This window comes from Streptomyces sp. NPDC057287 (assembly GCF_042667905.1).
Taxonomy (GTDB): domain Bacteria; phylum Actinomycetota; class Actinomycetes; order Streptomycetales; family Streptomycetaceae; genus Streptomyces.
Window position 1 is genome coordinate 49,456 of the sequence record NZ_JBHUYV010000016.1, and the last position, 20,160, is coordinate 69,615.

Genomic DNA, 20,160 nt, shown 5'->3' on the forward strand with positions numbered 1-20,160 from the left:
GCACGGCGCCGTAACTACCACTGCTAGTTTTAGTACCGTGGCGCGTTTCTGTACCGTGCGAGCCGCCGGAGGCACCGATGTCCACCACCGAGTCCGCGAAGCCGTCCGAACCGTCCAGGACCCCGCCGTTCGATCCGGGCGATCCCCTCGGCATCGACGACCTCCTCGATCCGGAGGACCTCGCCATCCGCGACACCGTGCGGAGCTGGGCCGCCGACCGGGTCCTCCCGCACATCGCCGAGTGGTACGAGAACGGCGAGCTCCCCGGCATCCGCGAGCTGGCCCGTGAGCTGGGCTCGCTCGGGGCGCTGGGCATGTCCCTCCAGGGGTACGGCTGCGCCGGGGCGAGCGCCGTCCAGTACGGCCTGGCCTGCCTGGAGCTGGAGGCGGCCGATTCCGGCATCCGTTCACTGGTCTCCGTCCAGGGCTCCCTCGCCATGTACGCCATCCACCGCTTCGGGTCCGAGGAGCAGAAGCAGCGGTGGCTGCCCGGGATGGCGGCCGGCGAGATCATCGGCTGCTTCGGCCTCACCGAGCCGGACCACGGCTCTGACCCCGCGGGGATGCGGACGTACGCCCGGCGGGACGGGGACGACTGGGTCCTCTCCGGCCGCAAGATGTGGATCACCAACGGATCGGTCGCCGGGGTCGCCGTCGTCTGGGCGCAGACCGACGGGTCGGGCGGCGGCTCGGGGATCCGCGGCTTCGTCGTGCCGACCGACAGCCCCGGCTTCTCCGCACCCGAGATCAGGCACAAGTGGTCGCTGCGCGCCTCGGTCACCAGTGAGCTGGTCATGGACGGCGTGCGGCTGCCCGCCGACGCGGTCCTGCCCGGCGCCACCGGGCTGCGGGGCCCGCTCAGCTGCCTCAGTCATGCCCGGTACGGCATCGTCTGGGGAGCGATGGGCGCCGCGCGGTCGAGCTTCGAGTCCGCGCTGGACTACGCGAAGTCCCGCGAGCAGTTCGGCAGGCCGATCGGCGGGTTCCAGCTCACCCAGGCCAAGCTCGCGGACATGGCCCTCGAACTCCACAAGGGCATCCTGCTCGCCCACCATCTGGGCCGCCGGATGGACGCGGGCAGGATCCGCCCGGAGCAGGTCAGCTTCGGCAAGCTCAACAACGTACGGGAGGCGATCGAGATCTGCCGCACCTCGCGCACGATCCTGGGAGCCAACGGGATCTCGCTGGAGTACCCGGTGATGCGGCACGCCACGAATCTGGAGTCGGTGCTCACCTACGAGGGCACCGTGGAGATGCATCAGCTCGTGCTGGGCAAGGCGCTCACCGGCCTGGACGCGTTCCGGTAGGCCGGTTCCGGCGAGCGCCCCGCTCAGCTCTGGTTGAAGAAGCCGTCGGCCGGCCGGCCGGCGGCTTCGCCGTTCACCACCTGGGTGTGGGCGGGGGTCAGCAGGAACACTCTGGTGGCCACGCGCTCGATGGAGCCCCGCAGCCCGAAGGTCAGTCCCGCGGCGAAGTCCACGACGCGCTTGGCGTCGGTGGGGTCCATGGCGGTGAGGTTGACGATCACCGGCACGCCGTCCCGGAAGAGCTCTCCGATGCCGCGTGCGTCCCGGAAGCTGTCCGGGGTGACAGTGGCGATCCGGCGGCCCTTGTCCTCGGCCTTCTCGGAGGCCACCTGGACCCGGGGGTCGGTCACCCAAGGCTGATTCGTGCCGGTCTCAGCATCCTCGGAGTACTCGTCGTCGTAGTACCGCTCGTCGTTGTCCTCCACGAGGCCCAGCCAGGCGCTCGCCTTGCGCACCGATCCCATGGACGCCTCCTCTCACCGCGGTTCGTTGGTGTTCCGCATCTCTTTCCTATCCCTATGGTCGTCCATGATGCGGATGGAGCGCCAAGGGGATAGTCGCCGCGCACGCGATTCGTGACGCTACTGGTGCAGAACATGTGGCGATTCGTCAGGGTACCTACCGCATCACGGGGCTTGCGGAACGAAAATATGATTCTCCCGTCCGTATGGGTGACTCCGGGGGCGTACGGGTGAACGCATCGCTCGATAGGATGCACGCCGCGCTGTCGCACATGCGCGGCTCGTCAGGTGAACGGCTCCCGGGGGATCGTCGTGTTCGGAATCGTGAGGCCCTGTACCCATCGGCTCTCCGAAGGGCTCAAGACGGAGTGGATGGCTCATCTCTGCGGGCTCTGCCTCGCTCTTCGCGCGGACCACGGGCAGTTCGCGCGGGTCGTGACGAACTATGACGGCCTGATCGTCTCGGTCCTGACGGAGGCTCAGTCCGAGCGCTCCGCCGGGCAGCGACGTACCGCCGGCCCCTGCCCGCTGCGCTCGATGCGTACGGCGCCGGTCGCCCGGGGCGAGGGGGCCAGGCTGGCCGCCGCGGTGTCGCTCGTGCTGGCGTCCGCGAAGGTGCGCGACCATGTGGCCGACCGTGACGGCCTGTTGAAGAGGCGGCCGGTGGCCGCCGCGGCGCGCCGGGTCGCCGCCGGCTGGGACAGGGCCGGAGCGCGCACCGGGGCCGAGCTCGGCTTCGACACCGCGGTCCTGGTCGACGCCGTCGACCGGCAGACAGCCATCGAGTCGCTCGCCGGACCGGGGACCTCGCTGCTGACGGTCACCGAGCCCACCGAGACCGCCACCGCCGCTGCCTTCGCGCACACCGCCGTCCTCGCGGGCAAGCCGGGCAACACCGAGCCGCTCGCCGAGGCGGGGAGGCTCTTCGGGCGGCTCGCCCATCTGCTGGATGCCGTCGAGGACCGGGAAGCTGACGCGGCGTCGGGTGCCTGGAACCCGCTCACCGCGACCGGCACCCCGCTCGCCGAGGCCCGCCGCCTGTGCGACGACGCGCTGCACGGCGTGCGCCTGGCGATGCGGGACGCGGAATTCACCGACGGCACGCTGGCGCACGTGCTCCTCGTGCACGAGCTGCGGCGCTCCGTGGACCGGGCCTTCGGACCGTCGTCGTGCGCGCACCAGCACGGCGGGCAGCCGTCGGGGTCCTTCGGCCCGGCGCCCGGCAACCCGTACGCGCCGACGCCCGGCGGTCCGCCCGGCCCGCCGCTCCCGCCCGAGCCGCCCCGCAACAGGCGCGGTCTGCTGGCCGGCTGCCTCGTCTGGGCGGGGCTCGCATGCACCTGCCAGATGTGCTGCTCCAGCAGCTTCCACGACCCGTGGAGCGGCCAGGAGCGCGAAGGGCTCTGCCACAAGTGCGACTGCGACGAATGGTGCGAGGGCTGCTGCGAGGGCTGCAACTGCTGCGGCAACTGCTGCAGCTGCTGCGAAGGCTGCGACTGCGGGTGCGACTGCTGACCGGGCGCCGGCCGTGCGGACTCAGCCGATCTCGGGCGGCGAGATCTGCGACGTCTCGATCGCCGACTCGGACGTGCCCCACTTCTTCAGGATGCGGTCGTAGGTCCCGTCCTCCTTCAGGCCGTTGACCGCGGCCTGGAAGGCCGGTGCCAGCGGGGTGCCCTTCTTGAAGGCGAAGCCGACGTCGAGCCGCTTGTACTCGTTGAGGAAGCGCAGTCCCTCCTGCTGGCTCACGGCGTAGCGCAGCCCGTTGATCGTGGACATCAGGACGTCGCTGCGGCCCTGCTGGAGGGAGATCCAGACGGCGGCCTGGTCGGCGTACGTCTTGACCTCGTACGCCTTCTTGCCGGCGTCGGCGCACAGGTGCTTGTTCTCCTCGAGGGTCGCCTCGAAGGTGGTGCCGGCGCCGGTGCCGACGGTGAGGCCGCAGAGCTGCGTGAGATCGGTGACCTTCTTCAGGCCGCTGTCCTCCCGGACGGCGAAGCCCTGCCCGTCGTTGATGTACGTGACGAAGTCGATGGTCTTCCTGCGTTCGTCCGTCACCCCGAAGTTGCCGGTGCCCAGGTCGTACTTGCCGCTGCCGAGTGCCGGCAGGATCGCCTCGAAGGAGGCGACCTCCCGCTTCAGCTTCAGCCCGAGCTTCCTGGCGACCGCGTCCGCGAAGTCGATGTCGGCGCCCGCGAGTGTCCTGCCGTCCTCCTGGTAGAACGCCCCGGGCGGAGCGCCCACGCTCGACGCGAGGGAAAGGGTGCCGGCGGCGCGCACCTGCTCCGGCAGCAGCTTCGCCGCGCCGTCGCTCTTCCTCACCGACGAGACCACGTCGGTCGTCGGGGTCTTCCCCTTGCCCGCTGATCCCGCCCCCGCCCCCGACGGCGCGGCCGCGGGGTCACCCGATCCGCAGGCGGTGAGCGTGAGGGCGGCCACGGTGATCAGTGCGAAGGCAGCGGTCTGCCGGGTTCTGGGCATGGCGGAGTTTCTCCGGGTTCGTCGACCGCGCCCCGGTGCCTGGGCGGCACGGAGCGTCGGGGCGGGAGATCAGCTGTACGAGGGGAGGGCCGAGCGATGTTGTGTACGTGAAGGAACGCAGGGGAAGCCGCTCCGGCGCCGGCGAAGGCGCGAGCGGGAGGAACGGAGACGCAGGGGGGTCAGCTCAACAGGAACAGGACCACACGCGACCGAAGTCGATGTGGGAGCGGGTGACCAGCCACAGCTGCGGATACATGGCCCAAGTGGAACAGGCATCCGGTTGCGCGTCAACCGACGTGAGACGTACGGCTCACACTGTGGACAAGCTTGACAACGGGACCGGGGTGGCGCTTTTCTCAGAGGCGGACCGGCGCTGAGGGGCCCGGTCCACGTTGTGTCACGCGCTGAAGGCACGCCCCGTGTTCGATCTCTGCATCCACGGAGCCTTCGCATGTCCGCGCAGACAGAAGTCCCTTCCCCGCCACTTCCGGCCCCGCCGGGCGGACATACGGGGGAGCCCGCCCCGCGCATCGTCCCCGTACGCCGAACCGGCCAGTGGGCAGCGGCAGTTGTCGTTCTCCTCCTCCTCGCCGGCGCCCTCGTCTCCGTCGTCCGCAACGATGCCTTCCAGTGGGACGTCGTGGGCCGGTACCTCACGACCGACTCCGTGCTGAGGGGCCTCGGCCTCACCCTCTGGCTCACCGGCCTCGTCATGGTGCTCGGCTTCGCCCTCGGCACCCTGCTCGCGGTGTGCAGGCTCTCCGCCAACCGTGTGCTGCAGGCGGTGAGCTGGGGCTACATCTGGCTCTTCAGGTCCACACCGATCCTGGTCCAGCTGCTCTTCTGGTTCAACATCGGCGCCCTCTACCCGCAGATCCTGGGCGTCGACACGGTCAACCTCCTCGGCCCGGTCACCGTCGCCGTCATCGGACTCACGCTCCACGAGGCCGCGTACGCCGCCGAGGTGGTCCGCGGCGGCATCCTCTCCGTCGAACGCGGACAGCTGGAGGCCGCCCAGTCGCTCGGCCTCCGGCCCTGGCGCCGGCTCCGGCGGATCGTGCTGCCGCAGGCCATGCGCTCCATCGTCCCGCCCGCCGGGAACATGCTGATCGGGACGCTCAAGGGCACCTCGATCGTCAGCATCATCGCCGTGCAGGACCTGCTGTACTCCGTGCAGCTCGTCTACCACCGCACCTACGAGGTCATCCCGCTGCTCCTGGTCGCCACCCTCTGGTACGTGGCGGTCACCTCGCTCCTGTCCATCGGCCAGTACTACGTCGAACGCCACTACGCACGCGGCACGGCGGGCGCGCGGTGAGCGCCGGACCGACGCTCGTCGTCATCGGGGCCGGACCGCGCGGCACCGGCGTCATCGAGCGCATAGCCGCCAACGCCGCCGAGCTGTACGGGGACCGGCCCCTGGACATCCACCTCGTCGACCCGTACCCGCCGGGCGGCGGACGGATCTGGCGGCAGGACCAGTCCCCGCTGCTGTGGATGAACTCCATGGCCGAGGACGTCACCATGTTCACCGACGACACGGTCCCGCTGGACGGCCCGGTCCGCCCGGGCCCCGCCCTCCACACCTGGGCGGCGGACGTCCGTGAAGGGCGGACCGTCATCCGGACCGACCCCGAGATCCTGGCGGAGGTCCACGCCCTCGGAGGCCAGGACTTCCCCAGCCGGCGACTGCAGAGCGCCTACCTGCGCTGGGTGTACGAGAGGACGCTCGCCGCCCTCCCGCCCGGCATCACCGTCCACGAGCACACCGGCCACGCCCTGAGCGTCTCGGGACCCCGTGACGGCCGGCAGCGTGTCAGGATCCAGGGGCGCGCCGAGCCGCTCGACGCCGACCTCGTCGTCCTCACCGTCGGCCATCTCGACGCCGAACCGGACGCCGGCCAGCAGGAACTGGCGGCCTTCGCCGCGCGCCACGGGCTGGTCCACCTGCCGCCCGACTTCACCGCCGACACCGACCTGACGGCCCTGCCCGCGGGAGAGCCCGTCCTCGTGCGCGGCTTCGGCCTCGCCTTCATCGACCTGATGGTGCTGCTCACCGAAGGCCGCGGGGGGCGCTACGAGGACGGGGTCTACGTCCCCTCCGGCAAGGAACCCGTCCTGTATGTCGGGTCGCGGCGGGGCGTCCCGTACCACTCCAAGATCGGCTACTCCTGGGAGGGTGAACGACCGCCCCTGCCAAGGCACTTCGGAGCCGACCAGGCGGACGAGATCCTGGACCGCCCCGGCCCCCCGGACTTCCGGCGCGACCTCTGGCCGCTGGTCGCCAAGGAGCTCGGCCACGCCCACTACCACCGGCTCCTGACCGCACACCCCGAGCGCACCGCCGTGGACCTGAGCGACTTCGAGGAGAAGTACGCCGTCGCCGCGCCCGGCAGCCCCGAGCTCGCGGCCCTCGTCGCCTCCGCCGTCCCCGACCCCGCCGACCGGCTCGACCTCGATGCCCTCGACCGTCCGCTCGACGGGGTGCGCCACGCCTCGTACGACTCGTTGCAGGACGGGCTGCGCGCCTACATCACCGCCGACCTCGAACGCCGGCACGACCCCCGGCGCAGCCCCGACCTCGCCGTCTTCCTCGGGCTGCTCTCCGTCTACGGGCAGTTGACCCGCTTCGGCGACATCGGCGAGCGGTGGCACGGCTTCTTCAGCTACCTCGCCTCCGGGCCGCCCGGGCCCCGGCTGCGCCAGCTGCTCGCCCTCTCGCGGGCCGGGGTCGTCCGCTTCCTCGGCGCCGGAATGACCGTCGAGGCCGACGAGGAACACGGCGTCTTCCGTGCCCGCGGCACCACCGTCCCCGGCGCGTCCACCGAGGCCCGCGCCCTGGTCGAGGCCCGGCTGCCCGACCCCTCGCTGCGCACGACGCGCAGCCGGCTGCTGCGCGGGCTGTACGAGGACGGCGCGGCCGGCACCGCCACCGGGCTGCTCTCCGTCGACCCCGCCGACGGCAGGATCCTGGACCGCGAAGGACGCCCCCACCCGCGCCGCTTCGCACTCGGCCCCTACACCACCGCGCGCTCCAGCGGGGCCTTCACCCGGCCGCGCACCGGTGGCCCGGCCTTCGGGCAGAACGACGCGACCGCTCGCACGGCGCTCGCGTTCCTGCGCGACCTCTCCTGTCGGGACCACGTCACCGCCTGAGTGCGTCCCTGTCCGTGCCACTGCCCGAAGGAACCCCGACATGTCGCTGACCAGCGATCCTCCCGTCCGTCCACCGACCCGGCCCGCCCCCGGCGAGGAGCACGTCCTCCAGGAGTACGCGGCCCTGAAAGTCGTCCCCGTACGCCACCCGTGGCGCTGGGTGGCCGTCGCGGCCACGGCCGTGCTGCTCGCCCAGTTCCTGAACGGCCTGGTCACCAACCCCGGCTGGGAATGGGACGTCTTCGCCCGATTCGTGACCACCGAGACCATCCTCCGGGCCGTATGGGTCACCCTGCAGCTGACCTTCTACGGCACGGTCATCGGCTTCGCGCTCGGCATCGTCCTCGCCTTCATGCGGCTGTCCGCGAGCCCGTTCCTCAGGGCGGTCGCGTACGCGTACATCTGGGCGTTCCGCTCGATACCGCTCATCGTCCAGCTGCTGTTCTGGTTCAACCTGGCGTACCTCTACAAGGAGCTCGAATTCGGCATCCCGTTCGGGCCCGGATTCTTCACCTTCGACACGATGAACCTCGTCGGGGCCATGAGCGCCGCCGTCCTCGGGCTCGCCCTGCACCAGGCGGCGTACGCGGCGGAGATCGTCCGCGGCGGCGTACTGGCCGTGGACAGCGGCCAGTTGGAAGCGGCCGCCGCGCTGGGCATCCCGCGGCTGCGGCAGCTGCGGCGGATCGTGCTGCCGCAGGCGATGCGCTCCATCCTGCCGAACGCCGCCAACGAGATCATCTCCCTCTTCAAGGGCACCTCGATCGTCTCCGTGATGGCGATCGGCGAACTCTTCTACCAGGTCCAGGTCGTGTACGGGCGCAACGGGCGGGTGGTGCCCCTGCTCATGGTCGCCACGGTCTGGTACATCCTCCTGACCACCGTGCTCTCCGTCCTCCAGTACTACGTCGAACGTCACTACGCCAAGGGGGCCGTGCGATGAGCGCACCCACAGAAGAAGTCAGCGGACCCGACGCCATGGTCGAGATCCGGTCCGTGCACAAGAGCTTCGGTCCGCTCGAAGTGCTCCGCGGCATCGACCTGTCCGTGCGCGCCGGAGAGGTGACCGTCGTCCTCGGCCCCTCCGGGTCCGGGAAGTCCACCCTGCTGCGCACCATCAACCACCTGGAGAAGGTCGACCAGGGCTGGATCAGCGTCGACGGCACACTGGTCGGCTACCGCAGGTCCGGCAACAAGCTGTACGAGCTCCGGGAACGCGAGGTCCTGCGCCAGCGCACCCGGATCGGCTTCGTCTTCCAGAACTTCAACCTCTTCCCCCACCTGACCGTCCTCGAGAACGTCATCGAGGCCCCCGTCGCCGCCCTCGGCCGTCCCCGCAAGGACGCCGTCGCCGCGGCGGAGAGGCTCCTGGCACGCGTGGGGCTCGCCGACAAGTCCGGGGCCTACCCCAAGCAGCTCTCCGGAGGCCAGCAGCAGCGCGTCGCGATCGCCCGCGCCCTCGCCCTGGAACCGAAACTGCTGCTCTTCGACGAGCCGACCTCCGCGCTCGACCCCGAGCTCGTCGGCGAGGTCCTCGACGTCATCAAGGACCTCGCCCACGGGGGCACCACGATGATCGTCGTCACCCACGAGATCGGCTTCGCCCGCGAGGTCGCCGACACCGTCGTCTTCATGGACGAGGGACGGATCGTCGAGCAGGGCACGCCCGCCGACGTACTCGACCGCCCGGTCCAGGAACGCACCCGCGCCTTCCTCTCCAAGGTCCTCTGAGCCATGTCCCCGCAATCAAGGAGCAGCCACGTGTCCGTCCGCCGCACCCTCACCGTCGCCCTCGCCACGCTCACCGCCGCCGGGCTGCTCACCGCCTGCGGCAGCAGCGACGCCACCGAGGACGTGATCCGCCCGAAGGGACAGAAGGACACGGGCATCAACATCGGCCCCGAACAGGACCGGATCAGAGGCAAGAAGGTGGACTCCATCGCCGCCGGGGTGCCGGCCGCCGTCCGCGAGCGCGGCACGCTGCGGCTCGGCGCGAGCGCCGATGCCTCTCCACCGCTCGGCTTCTACGCGACCGACGACAAGACCCGGATCGGCAGCGAGATCGACCTCGCGACCCTGATCGCCGACACGCTGGGCCTGGAGCCGGAGTTCGAGGAGGTCTCCTGGGAGAACCTCTTCGTCGGTCTCGACAGCTCCAAGTTCGACGGGGTCCTCTCCAACGTCACCGTGACCGAGGAGCGCAAGGAGAAGTACGACTTCGCGACCTACCGGCTCGACAACATCGCCTTCGAGGCCGCGAAGGGATCCGGCTGGAAGGTGGACGGCCCCTCCGACGTGGCGGGGAAGACCATCTCGGTCTCCTCCGGCACCAACCAGGAGAAGATCCTCGTCGACTGGAGCGAGGAGAACGTCCGGGCGGGCCGCAAGCCGGTGGACATCAAGTACTTCCAGAAGGACACCGACTACTACCTCGCCCTCCAGTCGGGCCGCATCGACGCCTACCTCGGCCCGAGCCCCTCCGCCAACTACCACGTGGCCTCGGCAGGGCAGTCCGAGATCATCGGCACGCTCTCGGGGGGCGGTGACGGCGTCCAGGGGAAGATCGCCGCCACCACGAAGAAGGGCAGCGGTCTGGCGGAGGCGTACGGCGCCGCGATCGACCACATCATCCAGGACGGGTCGTACGCCAAGGTGCTGAAGCGCTGGGGCCTGTCCAACGAGGCCGTCGAGAAGTCGGAGATCAACCCGCCCGGCCTCCCCAAGACCGAGAACTGACCCCGAGAGGTCCCGCATGTCCGCCATCAGGCCACTCCACCTCGCCGCCGAGATCGGCGGCCCGCCGCGCTACGACGCCGACTCCCACGTCGCGCTCGCCCGCCTCGCCGAAGGAGGCGCGCTCGACTTCGTCACCCTGAGCGACTCCTTCGCACGCCCCGGCCCCGACGCGCTCTCCGTACTGGCCCGCGTCGCCCCGGCCACCACCCGGATCGGCCTCGTGCCGACCGTCACCACCACCCACACCGAGCCCTTCCACGTCTCCTCCGCCGTCGCCACCCTCGACTGGGTCAGCAAGGGCCGGGCCGGCTGGCACGCCGACGTGTCGACCACCGGGGCCGAGGCCCGGCTGTTCGGCCGGCGCTCCGCCGCACCCGCCGCCGCGCTGTGGCAGGAGGCGGGGGAGGTGGCCGACGCCGGGGCACGGCTGTGGGACAGCTGGGAGGACGACGCCGAGATCCGGGACGTCGCCACCGGCCGCTTCGTCGACCGCGACAAACTGCACTACGTCGACTTCGAGGGCAGTACCTTCTCCGTCCGGGGCCCGGCCATCGTGCCCCGGCCGCCGCAGGGCCGGCCCGTCACCGTCATCGACGGCACGAGCGGACCGGCCAGGGAGCCCGCCGCGCGCCACGCCGACGTCGTCTACGTACGGGCCACCTCGCCCGAACAGGCGGCCTCGCTCGGGGACGAACTGCGCCGCGGCGCCGCCGCACACGGGCGGGACCCCGACAGCCTGCGGGTCCTGGTCGCCCTCACCGTCGATCTCGGGGACGCCGAGACGACACCCGAACCGGGTCTGGAGAGCGGTCCGCAGCTCGCCGGGCGGGGGACCTACTTCCGCGGCGGCCCGGTCGACCTCGCCGAACTCATCACCCAGTGGCACCGGGGCGGGGCCGTCGACGGCTTCCACCTCACACCCATCACACCGGAGCGCGACCTCGAACGGATCGTCAACGGCACCGTGGCCCTCCTCCAGCACCGCAGCCTCTTCCGCACCTTCTACCCGGGCGGCACCCTCCGCGAGCACCTGGGCCTGAACCGGCCGGCCAACCGTTACGCGCCCGCGAGGGCCGGGGGGACCTCATGAAGCAGATGCACCTCGCCGCCCACTTCCCGGGCGTCAACAGCACCACCGTGTGGACCGACCCCCGCTCCCGGAGCCAGATCGACTTCAGCTCCTTCGAACACCTGGCCAGGACCGCCGAACGCGGCAGGTTCGACTTCTTCTTCCTCGCGGAGGGGCTCCGGCTGCGCGAGCACAACGGCCGGATCCACGACCTGGACGTCGTGGGCCGGCCCGAGTCCCTCACCGTGCTCAACGCCCTGGCCGCCGTCACCGAGCGGCTGGGGCTCGCCGCCACGGTCAACGCCACCTTCAACGAGCCGTACGAGCTCGCCCGCCGCCTCGCCACGCTCGACCACCTCAGCGCGGGCCGCGCCGCATGGAACGTGGTGACCTCCTCGGACGCCTTCACCGGGGAGAACTTCCGCCGCGGCGGCTACCTCGACCGGGCCGACCGGTACACCCGCGCCGCAGAGTTCGTGGCAGCCGCCCGGGAACTGTGGGATTCCTGGACGCCGGACGGCACGTCCCGGCCGTTCGCCCACTCCGGGCCGCAGTTCGACATCGCCGGGGAGTTCACCGTCCCCCGCTCACCCCAGGGGCACCCGGTCGTCATCCAGGCGGGGGACTCCGCAGAGGGCCGGGAGTTCGCCGCCTCCACCGCCGACGTCATCTTCACCCGGCACGGCACCCTGGAGGCCGGCCAGAAGTTCTACGCGGACGTCAAGGGGCGTCTGGCGAAGTACGGCAGGCAGCCCGACGACCTGAAGATCATGCCCGGTGTCACCGTCGTACTCGGCGACACCGACGCGGAGGCCCAGCAGAACGCCGCCGACATCCGCACCCAGCAGGTCTCGCCGCAGAACGCCATCCTCGCGCTCGAACAGGTCTGGGGCCGCGACCTCTCCTCGTACGACCCCGACGGCCCCCTCCCCGACATCGATCCGGACCCCGGGTCGAGCCTGGTCCAGGGCAGGGTGAGGGTCGCGGACCCCCTCTCCGTGGCCGCCGAGTGGCGTGCGCTCTCGGAGGCCAAGGGCCTCTCGATCCGCCGGACGGTCATCGAGTCCACGGCCCGGCAGTCCTTCATCGGGTCCCCGGAGTCGGTCGCCGCCGAACTGGCGAGATTCGTCGCCACCGACGCGGCCGACGGCTTCATCCTCGTACCGCACCTGACCCCGGGCGGCCTCGACGGCTTCGTCGACCGGGTCGTCCCGCTCCTCCAGGAACGCGGAGCCTTCCGCTCCGAATACACCGGGTCCACGCTGAGGTCGCACCTCGGCCTCGCCGAGCCGGTATGGAAAGGTTGACCGCATGAGCACGGACGCACAGCAGGACAGCGAGGAGTTCCACGCCTGGCAGCGCTGGCACGAGGGGCGCATCGTCGCCGTGGCGGCGCCGCACGGCCCGCTCTCCCTCACCGGCACCCACTGGCTCGCCGACCACCCGGAGGGTCGAATTCCGGCCGTGCCCGGAGTGTGGCGGGGGGAGGACGACGAGGTGGTGCTCGCCGCCACCCCCGCGGACGGCCTGACCGTCGACGCGAAGCCGCTGGACGGCGAGGTCCGCCTCGGCGCCGACCGAGGCGCCATCGACGCCTCCCGGGTGGCGCAGGGCGAGCGCCGGCTGGTCGTACTGAGCCGGGAAGGCCTCTGGGCGGTAAGGGACTTCGACCCGCGGTCCCCGGCCCGGCACGCCTTCCGGACCATCGACGCCACCCCGTACGACCCGAAGTGGTCGCTGGACGGCACCTTCCGTCCGTACGGCTCCGACCGGACCGTCCGTGTGGAGAACGCCGACGGGCGCGAGCGGGGACTGGGACTCGCGGGCGAGATCGCCTTCACCGTGGACGGCGCCGAGCACACGCTCCAGGTGGCGGTCGAGCCCGACGGTTCGCTGTGGGCCGTCTTCGCCGACACCACCAGCGGGGACAGCAGTTACCGCTTCCGCTTCCTGCGGCCCGCCGCACCGGACGGCGGCGGCGGGGTCCGGGTCGACTTCAACCGCGCACTGCTGCCGCCGTGCGCCTTCGCCGACCACTTCATCTGCCCCTTCCCTCCCCCCGGCAACACCCTGACGGTGGCGGTTCCGGCGGGGGAGCGGAACCGGATCGACGCCTGATCCGTCCCACCCCGGACACGACGGCCGAGCACACCGGCCCCAGCAGCCCCAGGGCTGTCGGGGCCGGCTTCGGCGTGTGCGGGACACGGCCGAAAATGCCTCCTTGTGCGGCCCGTCGAGGCCCTCAATACTCCCGAGCAGCGCCCGTCAGGAGCACGACGCCTCCGGAATACGAACACGTTCCGGAATGCCGCAGCGCCCCATGACCGCGCCTCACGGGTCCGGCCACCCCACAGGCGGGCCCCCGATTCCCCTCGGGAGGAACGTAAAGTGAGGATCAAGCGCACCACCCCCCGCACCGGCAGCACAGCAAGACGCAGGCGGATCACCGCGGTCACCGCGGGCCTCGTCGCCGTCGCCGCACTCGCGGTCCCCGCGGCCAACGCGGACCAGTCCGGAACCTACAGCGCCGGCCGGCTCAGCGCGGCGGGCGAAGCCGTGCTCGACGCCGACATCGCCGGCACCGCCTGGAACGTCGACCCGACGACCGGACGGGTCGTCGTCACCGTCGACAGCACCGTCTCGCAGACGGAGATCAACAAGATCAAGGAGTCCGCCGGAGCCGACGCGGGCGCCCTGCGCATCGAACGAACCCCCGGAAAGTTCACCAAGCTGATCTCGGGAGGTGACGCCATCTACGCATCGAGCTGGCGCTGCTCCCTCGGCTTCAACGTCCGCAGCGGCAGCACCTACTACTTCCTGACCGCCGGTCACTGCACCGACGGCGCCGGAACCTGGTGGTCCAACTCCGCCCACACCACCGTCCTCGGCACCACGACGGGATCCAGCTTCCCCACGAACGACTACGGCATCGTGCGGTACACCAACACATCGGTCACCGTGTCCGGCACCGTCGGCAGCCAGGACATCACCAGCGCGGCCAACGCCACCGTCGGCATGTCCGTCACCCGCCGCGGTTCCACCACCGGCATCCACAGCGGCTCGGTCACCGGCCTCAACGCCACGGTCAACTACGGCGGCGGGGACATCGTCTACGGCATGATCCGCACCAACGTCTGCGCCGAACCGGGCGACTCCGGCGGCCCGCTCTACTCGGGCACCAGGGCGATCGGCCTCACCTCGGGCGGCAGCGGCAACTGCAGCTCCGGCGGGACGACGTTCTTCCAACCGGTCACCGAAGCGCTGAGCGCGTACGGCGTCAGCGTGTTCTGACCCGGCAGGCCGCCGTCGCACTCCTGTGAGCCCCCGCCGATCCCCGGCGGGGGCTCCCCTTCGGCCGGGCGCCTTTGAGAGGATGTCGGGACGGTCGGTCGCAGTGGCACCACGGGGGGCGGACGCCGTGTCGGTCCGGAGGCGTGCCCTCCGGGAGCCCCCGCAGACATCAGGGGGTTCCAGGTCCGTGAAACGCATCGGTGTGACCGGTCACCGCTCCATCCCCACGGAGCTCCACGCGCATGTGCGGGAGGAACTGAGGGCGGCGCTCCGCGGACACGAGGGCTCCCTGGAGGCGCTCTCCAGCCTGGCGGTCGGGGCCGACCAGCTCTTCGCCGACCTCGCCCTGGCCCACGGGGCCGAACTGACCGTGGTCATCCCCAGCGGTGACTACGAATCCGGGTTCGCCGACGAGGCGGAGCTCGAACGCTACCGGACGCTCAAGGCCCGGGCCGCCCGTGAGGTCCGGCTCGACTTCCCGCGCTCCACCGACGAGGCCTACTACGCGGCCGGCGCCTACATCGCCGACCACTGCGACCGGCTGATCGCGGTCTGGGACGGCCTGCCCGCGCGCGGGCTCGGGGGTACCGGCGACATCGTGACGTACGCCCGCAGCCTCGGACGGCCGGTCACCGTCATCTGGCGCGAAGGGGTGGAGCGCGGCTGAGCCCCCGCACACTCACATCCGGTGCCTGACGAGCCAGTCGGTGTGCTCGGGGGAGACGATCCGCTCGGTCTCGAAGACGGCGGCCGCCCACTGCCGCTCGGTGAGGGTGGTCTCCATCGCGGCCTGCATGCTCTCCAGGTCCTCCTCGACCAACGAGTGCGCGGTCACCAGGGGATGATGACGGCGCATCTCGTTCCACGCGAGGCAGGCGGCGGCGGCGGCGGAGAAGGTCCCCGTCAGCGCGAACGACCCGGCACCGCCGAAGGTCCGCAGCACGGCGAGGACCAGCGCCGGGAGCGTCAGCGCGGCGATGGTGCTGGACCAGACGAGCGCCCCCCGCCGCGAGACCAGTCTGCGCCTGCGGTACCAGCGCCGCTGCTCGATCAGCCGGTCGCGTACGTAGGTCTCCTTGCGCACCGTGAACGCCTTGTCCCGTAACTCCCGCATGGACGGGGTGATGAGACCGCCCCCGGAGTCCGCGAGCTCCTCCCTGGGGTCGTCCCAGCCGACCTTCCGCAGCTCCTGGAGCCCTTCCTCCAGCCGGCTGGCGAACACCGCTTCGGGGTGCTGGACGGAGGAGTCGAACGGGGAGCCGTGGACCGCGTAGCGCCAGCAGTTCGACTTGATGAACTCGGCTGCGGAGCGGTTGAGTTGCCAATGCGACTTTGCTTTGCGCCGAGAGGCCAGGTAGGTCGTGATCAGGACACCGAGGTACGCCAACACCGCTACGGCATCGAGGAGTTGGACGCCTGACCCGACCTCCGTATGCCAGGGGAGCGCGGCGGGCACCGTGCCCAGGACGAGCAGGACGAGCTGGCCGCGGGTGGTGTTGACCGCTTCACGCTGGCGCGCGACGGCGACGCCGTCGGTGTGATGGAAGAGTGCGGGCAGATCGGTGCTCCTGAAGACCATGCTCTGCAGCGGTCCTGGAATCGCCGTCATGTTCACCCCCGTCTGCGGTTGTGGCACGTCTGGTAGGGAGTACGTCCGGGCCTGTCGTGGGCGACCGCGACCCGCGAGGTGCTGCCCGGGGGCTCAGGAGGATGCGCACAGGCCTGCCGGGGCCATGAGAGTAGGTCGCGCCCACGCGTACGGCAATGGCGCCTCGGAGGAGGGCGGGCGCCTCCCGTGAGGTGGGAAGGCGCCCTCGTGCGACGCGTACTCCTGTGTGAAAATCACGCAACGCCCATGTCGTACAGCAGAGTTGCTGCACCCAGGGGATGCGATTCACTTCCGGCGGGGGGAGCGCGCGTGGTCGACGCACGTCCGGGGAGCGCTGGGTCGATGTCCTTCGCCCAGCGCAGGGTCCGGCGCAGCCCGTGGCTGTTCACGGCTCCGCTGGTGCTCCTCCTCCTGTTGCTTCTCGTCCTGGTCTGGGAGTCGGTCCGCGCCAACATCGGGCCCGGGGCGCGGGAGGACTGGCCGTGGCGCCTGCAGCTGCTCGACACGGAGGTGCTCGGCAGCCTGCTGGCCCTCGCGGCCGGAGGCGTCCTTGCGCGTGCCCAGTACGCCCGCACCGTGCGGCCGTACCTGGGATGGCGGAGCGCGTGGGTGAAGGGGCCGCTGAGGCCGGACGCCGAGGCGTGGAGGGCGGGAATCATGAACGGCGGTCAGCACATCGCGGCCGTCGAGTCCTGCGACTACGCGCTGGTCCTGGCGGGCGGCGAGGACCCCTCCCGGCCTCGCTGGAGCGACCTCTCCGCAGTGGTGGCCGAACTGGGCGGGGCAGGTCTGGCCCTCACCGAGGACTTCCGGCTCGTCGAATTCGGCCGGGGGTTCCCCCTGGTGGGGACCGGTTCGTACGAGACCGTCCTGGTGGGTGCCTTCTCGGGGGCGTTCGTCGAACGCGTCGACGCGCTGTACGTGCGACTGCGGGTGACCGACGTCGTGGGGGACACCCACGAGCGGATCGGCGACTGCATGAAAGGGGCGAGGGCGGCCGGCCGGGCCCCGCTCGACTGACGACGCAGGCCGCCGTCGCCGCGCGCCACGGCGCGCTCCGGCGCGGACTGACGCGAAATGAGCGCCGAATGAGTGAAAGTCACCCGTCCGGGGACCCGTTGCCGTGGACTTCCGCCACGGGCGGCGCGTGCTCCTGGGGTGCCGTGCGAGGTGCCGTACGGGTTGTGCGGCGGCCGGGGGTGTGCGGGGTCGATCAGGCACTTCGAGGGTGGTGCGAAGGCTTCCGGGAAGCGCTCCCGGCCGGCGGCCCGGGGAGCGTGTCCTCGATTCTCACCCGAGCGGGTGAATCGGCCTCAGGGTTTCGGGCTGCGCAATTCGGCGTAAACGCGTGATGTCGTCCCGCGGTGGCGTTTGCCGGGGCCTGCCGGGAGAGTAAAGTCATGCCGCCGGACACTGTGAATACGCAGGCGCCGGCTGTGATCCAGTGTCCAGAAACAATCATCAAGGACGGCCGTGAAGACCTACGAAACCTCCCCCTCCTTCGCCATTGCGAAGAAGAGTCGCGTGCCACTCGCCAAGATCGACGCCCGCGGCGTTGACGCCTCCAGGAAGATCGGGCGGGTAATCGGTACCTCCACGGTTCGGCCCGCGGGGACTTCGACCTTCAGCTCGTCACTCTGAGTCGAAGACCGAGGTGGCTAGACTGGGGGAATGACAGGACCCCTGGTCCCCTTTCGCGAGATTGTGCTGAAGGTGCACAGCAGGTGCGATCTCGCGTGTGACCATTGCTATATCTATGAACACGCAGATCAGAGCTGGCGCACCCGCCCTAAGTCCATCTCTGACGAAGCGATTTCATGGACGGCTCGACGATTGGCCGAGCATGCCTCGGAGCATGCACTCGATTCGATGTCAGTGATCCTGCATGGAGGCGAGCCGCTCCTGGCCGGCCCAGCGCGACTGCGCCGAGTCTGCGAGGAGCTCACGGCGGCGTTGGACGGAATCGCTGAGCTGGACCTCAGGATCCATACGAACGGTGTCCAGCTCAGCCCCCGGTATCTCGACCTCTTCGACGAGTTCGGCGTCAAGGTCGGCATCTCCCTCGACGGCGACCGCGAGGCGAACGACCGGCACCGCGTCTTCGCCAACGGCCGCAGCAGTCATCCGCTGGTCCTCCGGGCCGTCGAGCTCCTGCGCCAGGACCGCTACCGGCACCTGGACCTCGGGCTGTTGTGCACCATCGACATCCGGAACGACCCGGTCGCGGTGCTCGACGCCCTCGTTGAACTCGAACCCCCACGGGTGGACTTCCTCCTGCCGCACGCCACGTGGGACGAGCCCCCTCTGCGGCCCGACGGTTCGCCCACCGCCTACGCCGACTGGCTCCTGGCCGTCTTCGACCGCTGGACGGAACGCGGACGGCCGATGCCGGTGCGGCTCTTCGAGTCGGTCCACTCCACCCTGAGCGGTGGCCCCAGCCTCACCGAGTCCCTCGGGCTCGCTCCCACGGACCTCGTCGTCATCGAGACGGACGGTCAGATCGAGCAGGTGGACTCCCTCAAGAGCGCCTATGAGGGGGCGGCGGCCACCGGGTTCGACGTCTTCCGCAACGCGTTCGACGAGGTGGCGGCCCACCCGGGAGTCAGGACACGGCAGCTCGGACTGGCCGGCGTCAGCGAGACCTGCCGCTCGTGCCCCGTCGTACGGTCGTGCGGGGGTGGCCTCTACACGCACCGCTACCGCTCGTCCAACGGCTTCGACAACCCGTCCGTGTACTGCCACGACCTGGCGGCGCTGGTGCGAGGGATCGAAGCGCGCACGGCCCCGGTCACGGTGTCCCCGGTGCTGACCGGGGCGCACGACCTGGGCTCCGAGCAGCACGACCTGAACCGCACGCTCCTCGCCGGCCTCCACGACGCGCTGGACGGCCGCGGCGGCGACAGCTGGGACGAGGCGTGGGGGCTCGCGGGCGTGCTGGAGGCCTCCGGTGACGGCGCCGACGGACTCGATCACGTCCTCGCCCACCCGTACACGCGCACCTGGCTGCTGGACGCCCTGGAAGGGCTGCACGCCGAGCGGCCGGGAGCGGTCGGCCGGGCGCTGCGGCTCTCCGCGTACGTGGCGGCTGCCGCCGTGCGGTCCGGTCTCGACCTCCCGGTGCCCGTGGACTACCGGGACGGCAGGCTCTTCCTTCCCACGCTCGGCGAGCTGCGGGTCGCCGAGCCCGGTGAGGCCGGCCGGGTCTCGGTGCGGGCCGCCGGGGACGGCTTCTCGGTGGAGCGGGAGGGCGGGGGCGGCCGCCGGACCGTCCCGAGGGGGGCGGACGGTCCTGACTGGCTCCCCGTGCGGTACTTCACCGTCGGGGGCGGCGTGCCCCGGTTCGCCCTCGACGATCTGGATCCTCACCGGGACTGCTTCGAGGCTCCGGCGGCGCCCCGCCTCGGCGGGACGGAGGCGAAGGCCTGGGCCGAAGCCGTCGGCGGAGCGTGGCGGCTGCTGGAAAGTGCCGCACCCGAGCAGGCGGCGGAGGCCGCGAGGGACCTGTCCACGCTGACCCCGCTCGTCGCCGGCCGGAACGCGGAACGGCCGCACGGCTACGGCGCCGTGGGGCTCCCGCTCGCGGCGGATCGGGAGGAGCTCGCGCTCCGGCTCCTGCGGGGTCTGCGACGGACCAGACTGCGGGCTCTCCTGGACCTCACCGATCTCTACGCACTGGACGGGTCCTGGGAGTACCGGCCGCCCTGGGAGCGGAATGCGGAGGTCCCCTTTTCCGGGCTACTTGCCGACACCTACGAACGCGTGGGACTTTCCTTCCTCGCACCCCGATTCCTGGACGGTGTCCCCGAGGCGCTGGACATGATGGAAGGGGCGGCCGAACCCACTGTCGGAGGAATGCGGCTTCTGAAGTCGCTCCGGGAGGAAGCGCGAGGTGTACATGGGACAAGTGGGATGAACATCCTCACGAATGCCATGGATCAAGAACCTGTTCGATGAATCCTGGGTAGGGATGACTGGAAAGCGGCGTTGATTGACCGAACGCCATGGGGGTGGAGCACGGTCCGCTCCGGAATGATGAATTCGCTCGCACCC

The 20,160-nt window shown here is 70.9% G+C and carries 17 protein-coding genes; 14 read left to right on the forward strand and 3 right to left on the reverse strand.

The genetic code is table 11. From position 1 onward, the window contains the following. The first annotated feature begins 77 nt into the window (after positions 1-77). Positions 78-1,307 carry an acyl-CoA dehydrogenase family protein gene (locus ACFUNE_RS27545; RefSeq protein ID WP_383573579.1) on the forward strand — a complete coding sequence of 410 codons (1,230 nt, stop codon included), beginning with the start codon at positions 78-80 and terminating at the stop codon, positions 1,305-1,307. Positions 1,308-1,330: 23 nt separating this feature from the next. Here the strand turns inward: ACFUNE_RS27545 and ACFUNE_RS27550 are convergent, their stop codons facing one another. Next, positions 1,331-1,771, reverse strand: coding sequence for a cell division protein SepF (locus ACFUNE_RS27550; RefSeq protein ID WP_383573582.1), 441 nt, complete (start codon positions 1,769-1,771; stop codon positions 1,331-1,333). A gap of 309 nt (positions 1,772-2,080) precedes the next feature. On the opposite strand from ACFUNE_RS27550, the gene ACFUNE_RS27555 reads away from it, so the two are divergent. Next, positions 2,081-3,283: a DUF5685 family protein gene (locus ACFUNE_RS27555; RefSeq protein ID WP_383573585.1), complete on the forward strand. Its 1,203-nt coding sequence runs from the start codon at positions 2,081-2,083 to the stop codon at positions 3,281-3,283. A gap of 21 nt (positions 3,284-3,304) precedes the next feature. Here ACFUNE_RS27555 and ACFUNE_RS27560 read toward each other — a convergent pair whose 3' ends face one another. Continuing rightward, on the reverse strand, positions 3,305-4,249 hold the full coding sequence (locus ACFUNE_RS27560; RefSeq protein ID WP_383573588.1) for an ABC transporter substrate-binding protein: 945 nt from the start codon (positions 4,247-4,249) through the stop codon (positions 3,305-3,307). 451 nt (positions 4,250-4,700) lie between these two features. On the opposite strand from ACFUNE_RS27560, the gene ACFUNE_RS27565 reads away from it, so the two are divergent. The 10 genes from ACFUNE_RS27565 (at position 4,701) to ACFUNE_RS27610 (ending at position 15,168) form a co-directional block, all read left to right on the forward strand. Further along, entirely contained in the window at positions 4,701-5,567 is an 867-nt protein-coding gene (locus ACFUNE_RS27565; protein ID WP_383573591.1) for an amino acid ABC transporter permease, read from the forward strand. Continuing rightward, positions 5,564-7,405, forward strand: coding sequence for an FAD/NAD(P)-binding protein (locus ACFUNE_RS27570; protein WP_383573594.1), 1,842 nt, complete (start codon positions 5,564-5,566; stop codon positions 7,403-7,405). The genes ACFUNE_RS27565 and ACFUNE_RS27570 overlap by 4 nt, the downstream gene beginning before the upstream one ends. Positions 7,406-7,445: 40 nt before the next feature. Then, positions 7,446-8,348 carry an amino acid ABC transporter permease gene (locus ACFUNE_RS27575; protein WP_383573597.1) on the forward strand — a complete coding sequence of 301 codons (903 nt, stop codon included), beginning with the start codon at positions 7,446-7,448 and terminating at the stop codon, positions 8,346-8,348. Between the two features lie 35 nt (positions 8,349-8,383). Further along, positions 8,384-9,136, forward strand: a complete 753-nt coding sequence (locus tag ACFUNE_RS27580) for an amino acid ABC transporter ATP-binding protein (RefSeq protein WP_383573823.1) — start codon at positions 8,384-8,386, stop codon at positions 9,134-9,136. 30 nt (positions 9,137-9,166) lie between these two features. After that, positions 9,167-10,141, forward strand: coding sequence for an ABC transporter substrate-binding protein (locus tag ACFUNE_RS27585; protein WP_383573600.1), 975 nt, complete (start codon positions 9,167-9,169; stop codon positions 10,139-10,141). Between the two features lie 16 nt (positions 10,142-10,157). Beyond that, positions 10,158-11,231 (forward strand): LLM class flavin-dependent oxidoreductase, encoded by a 1,074-nt coding sequence (locus ACFUNE_RS27590; protein WP_383573603.1) that lies wholly within the window; start codon positions 10,158-10,160, stop codon positions 11,229-11,231. Beyond that, positions 11,228-12,517: an NtaA/DmoA family FMN-dependent monooxygenase gene (locus ACFUNE_RS27595; RefSeq protein WP_383573606.1), complete on the forward strand. Its 1,290-nt coding sequence runs from the start codon at positions 11,228-11,230 to the stop codon at positions 12,515-12,517. The genes ACFUNE_RS27590 and ACFUNE_RS27595 overlap by 4 nt, the downstream gene beginning before the upstream one ends. 4 nt (positions 12,518-12,521) lie before the next feature. Beyond that, complete coding sequence (locus ACFUNE_RS27600) at positions 12,522-13,328, forward strand: DUF1684 domain-containing protein (RefSeq protein ID WP_383573609.1); 807 nt, start codon at positions 12,522-12,524, stop codon at positions 13,326-13,328. 270 nt (positions 13,329-13,598) lie between these two features. After that, the gene (locus ACFUNE_RS27605; RefSeq protein ID WP_383573612.1) at positions 13,599-14,501 is read left to right on the forward strand and encodes a S1 family peptidase; all 903 of its coding nucleotides are present in this window, start codon (positions 13,599-13,601) and stop codon (positions 14,499-14,501) included. 187 nt (positions 14,502-14,688) lie between these two features. Beyond that, the gene (locus ACFUNE_RS27610; protein WP_383573614.1) at positions 14,689-15,168 is read left to right on the forward strand and encodes a hypothetical protein; all 480 of its coding nucleotides are present in this window, start codon (positions 14,689-14,691) and stop codon (positions 15,166-15,168) included. Between the two features lie 12 nt (positions 15,169-15,180). Here the strand turns inward: ACFUNE_RS27610 and ACFUNE_RS27615 are convergent, their stop codons facing one another. Then, on the reverse strand, positions 15,181-16,110 hold the full coding sequence (locus tag ACFUNE_RS27615) for a DUF4231 domain-containing protein (RefSeq protein WP_383573616.1): 930 nt from the start codon (positions 16,108-16,110) through the stop codon (positions 15,181-15,183). Between the two features lie 342 nt (positions 16,111-16,452). Between ACFUNE_RS27615 and ACFUNE_RS27620 the strand changes: the two genes are divergently transcribed. Beyond that, on the forward strand, positions 16,453-17,130 hold the full coding sequence (locus ACFUNE_RS27620) for a hypothetical protein (protein ID WP_383573618.1): 678 nt from the start codon (positions 16,453-16,455) through the stop codon (positions 17,128-17,130). Between the two features lie 651 nt (positions 17,131-17,781). After that, positions 17,782-20,064: a radical SAM/SPASM protein FxsBH, inactivated beta-hydroxylase extension form gene (gene fxsBH / locus ACFUNE_RS27625; protein WP_383573620.1), complete on the forward strand. Its 2,283-nt coding sequence runs from the start codon at positions 17,782-17,784 to the stop codon at positions 20,062-20,064. Positions 20,065-20,160 lie beyond the last annotated feature (96 nt).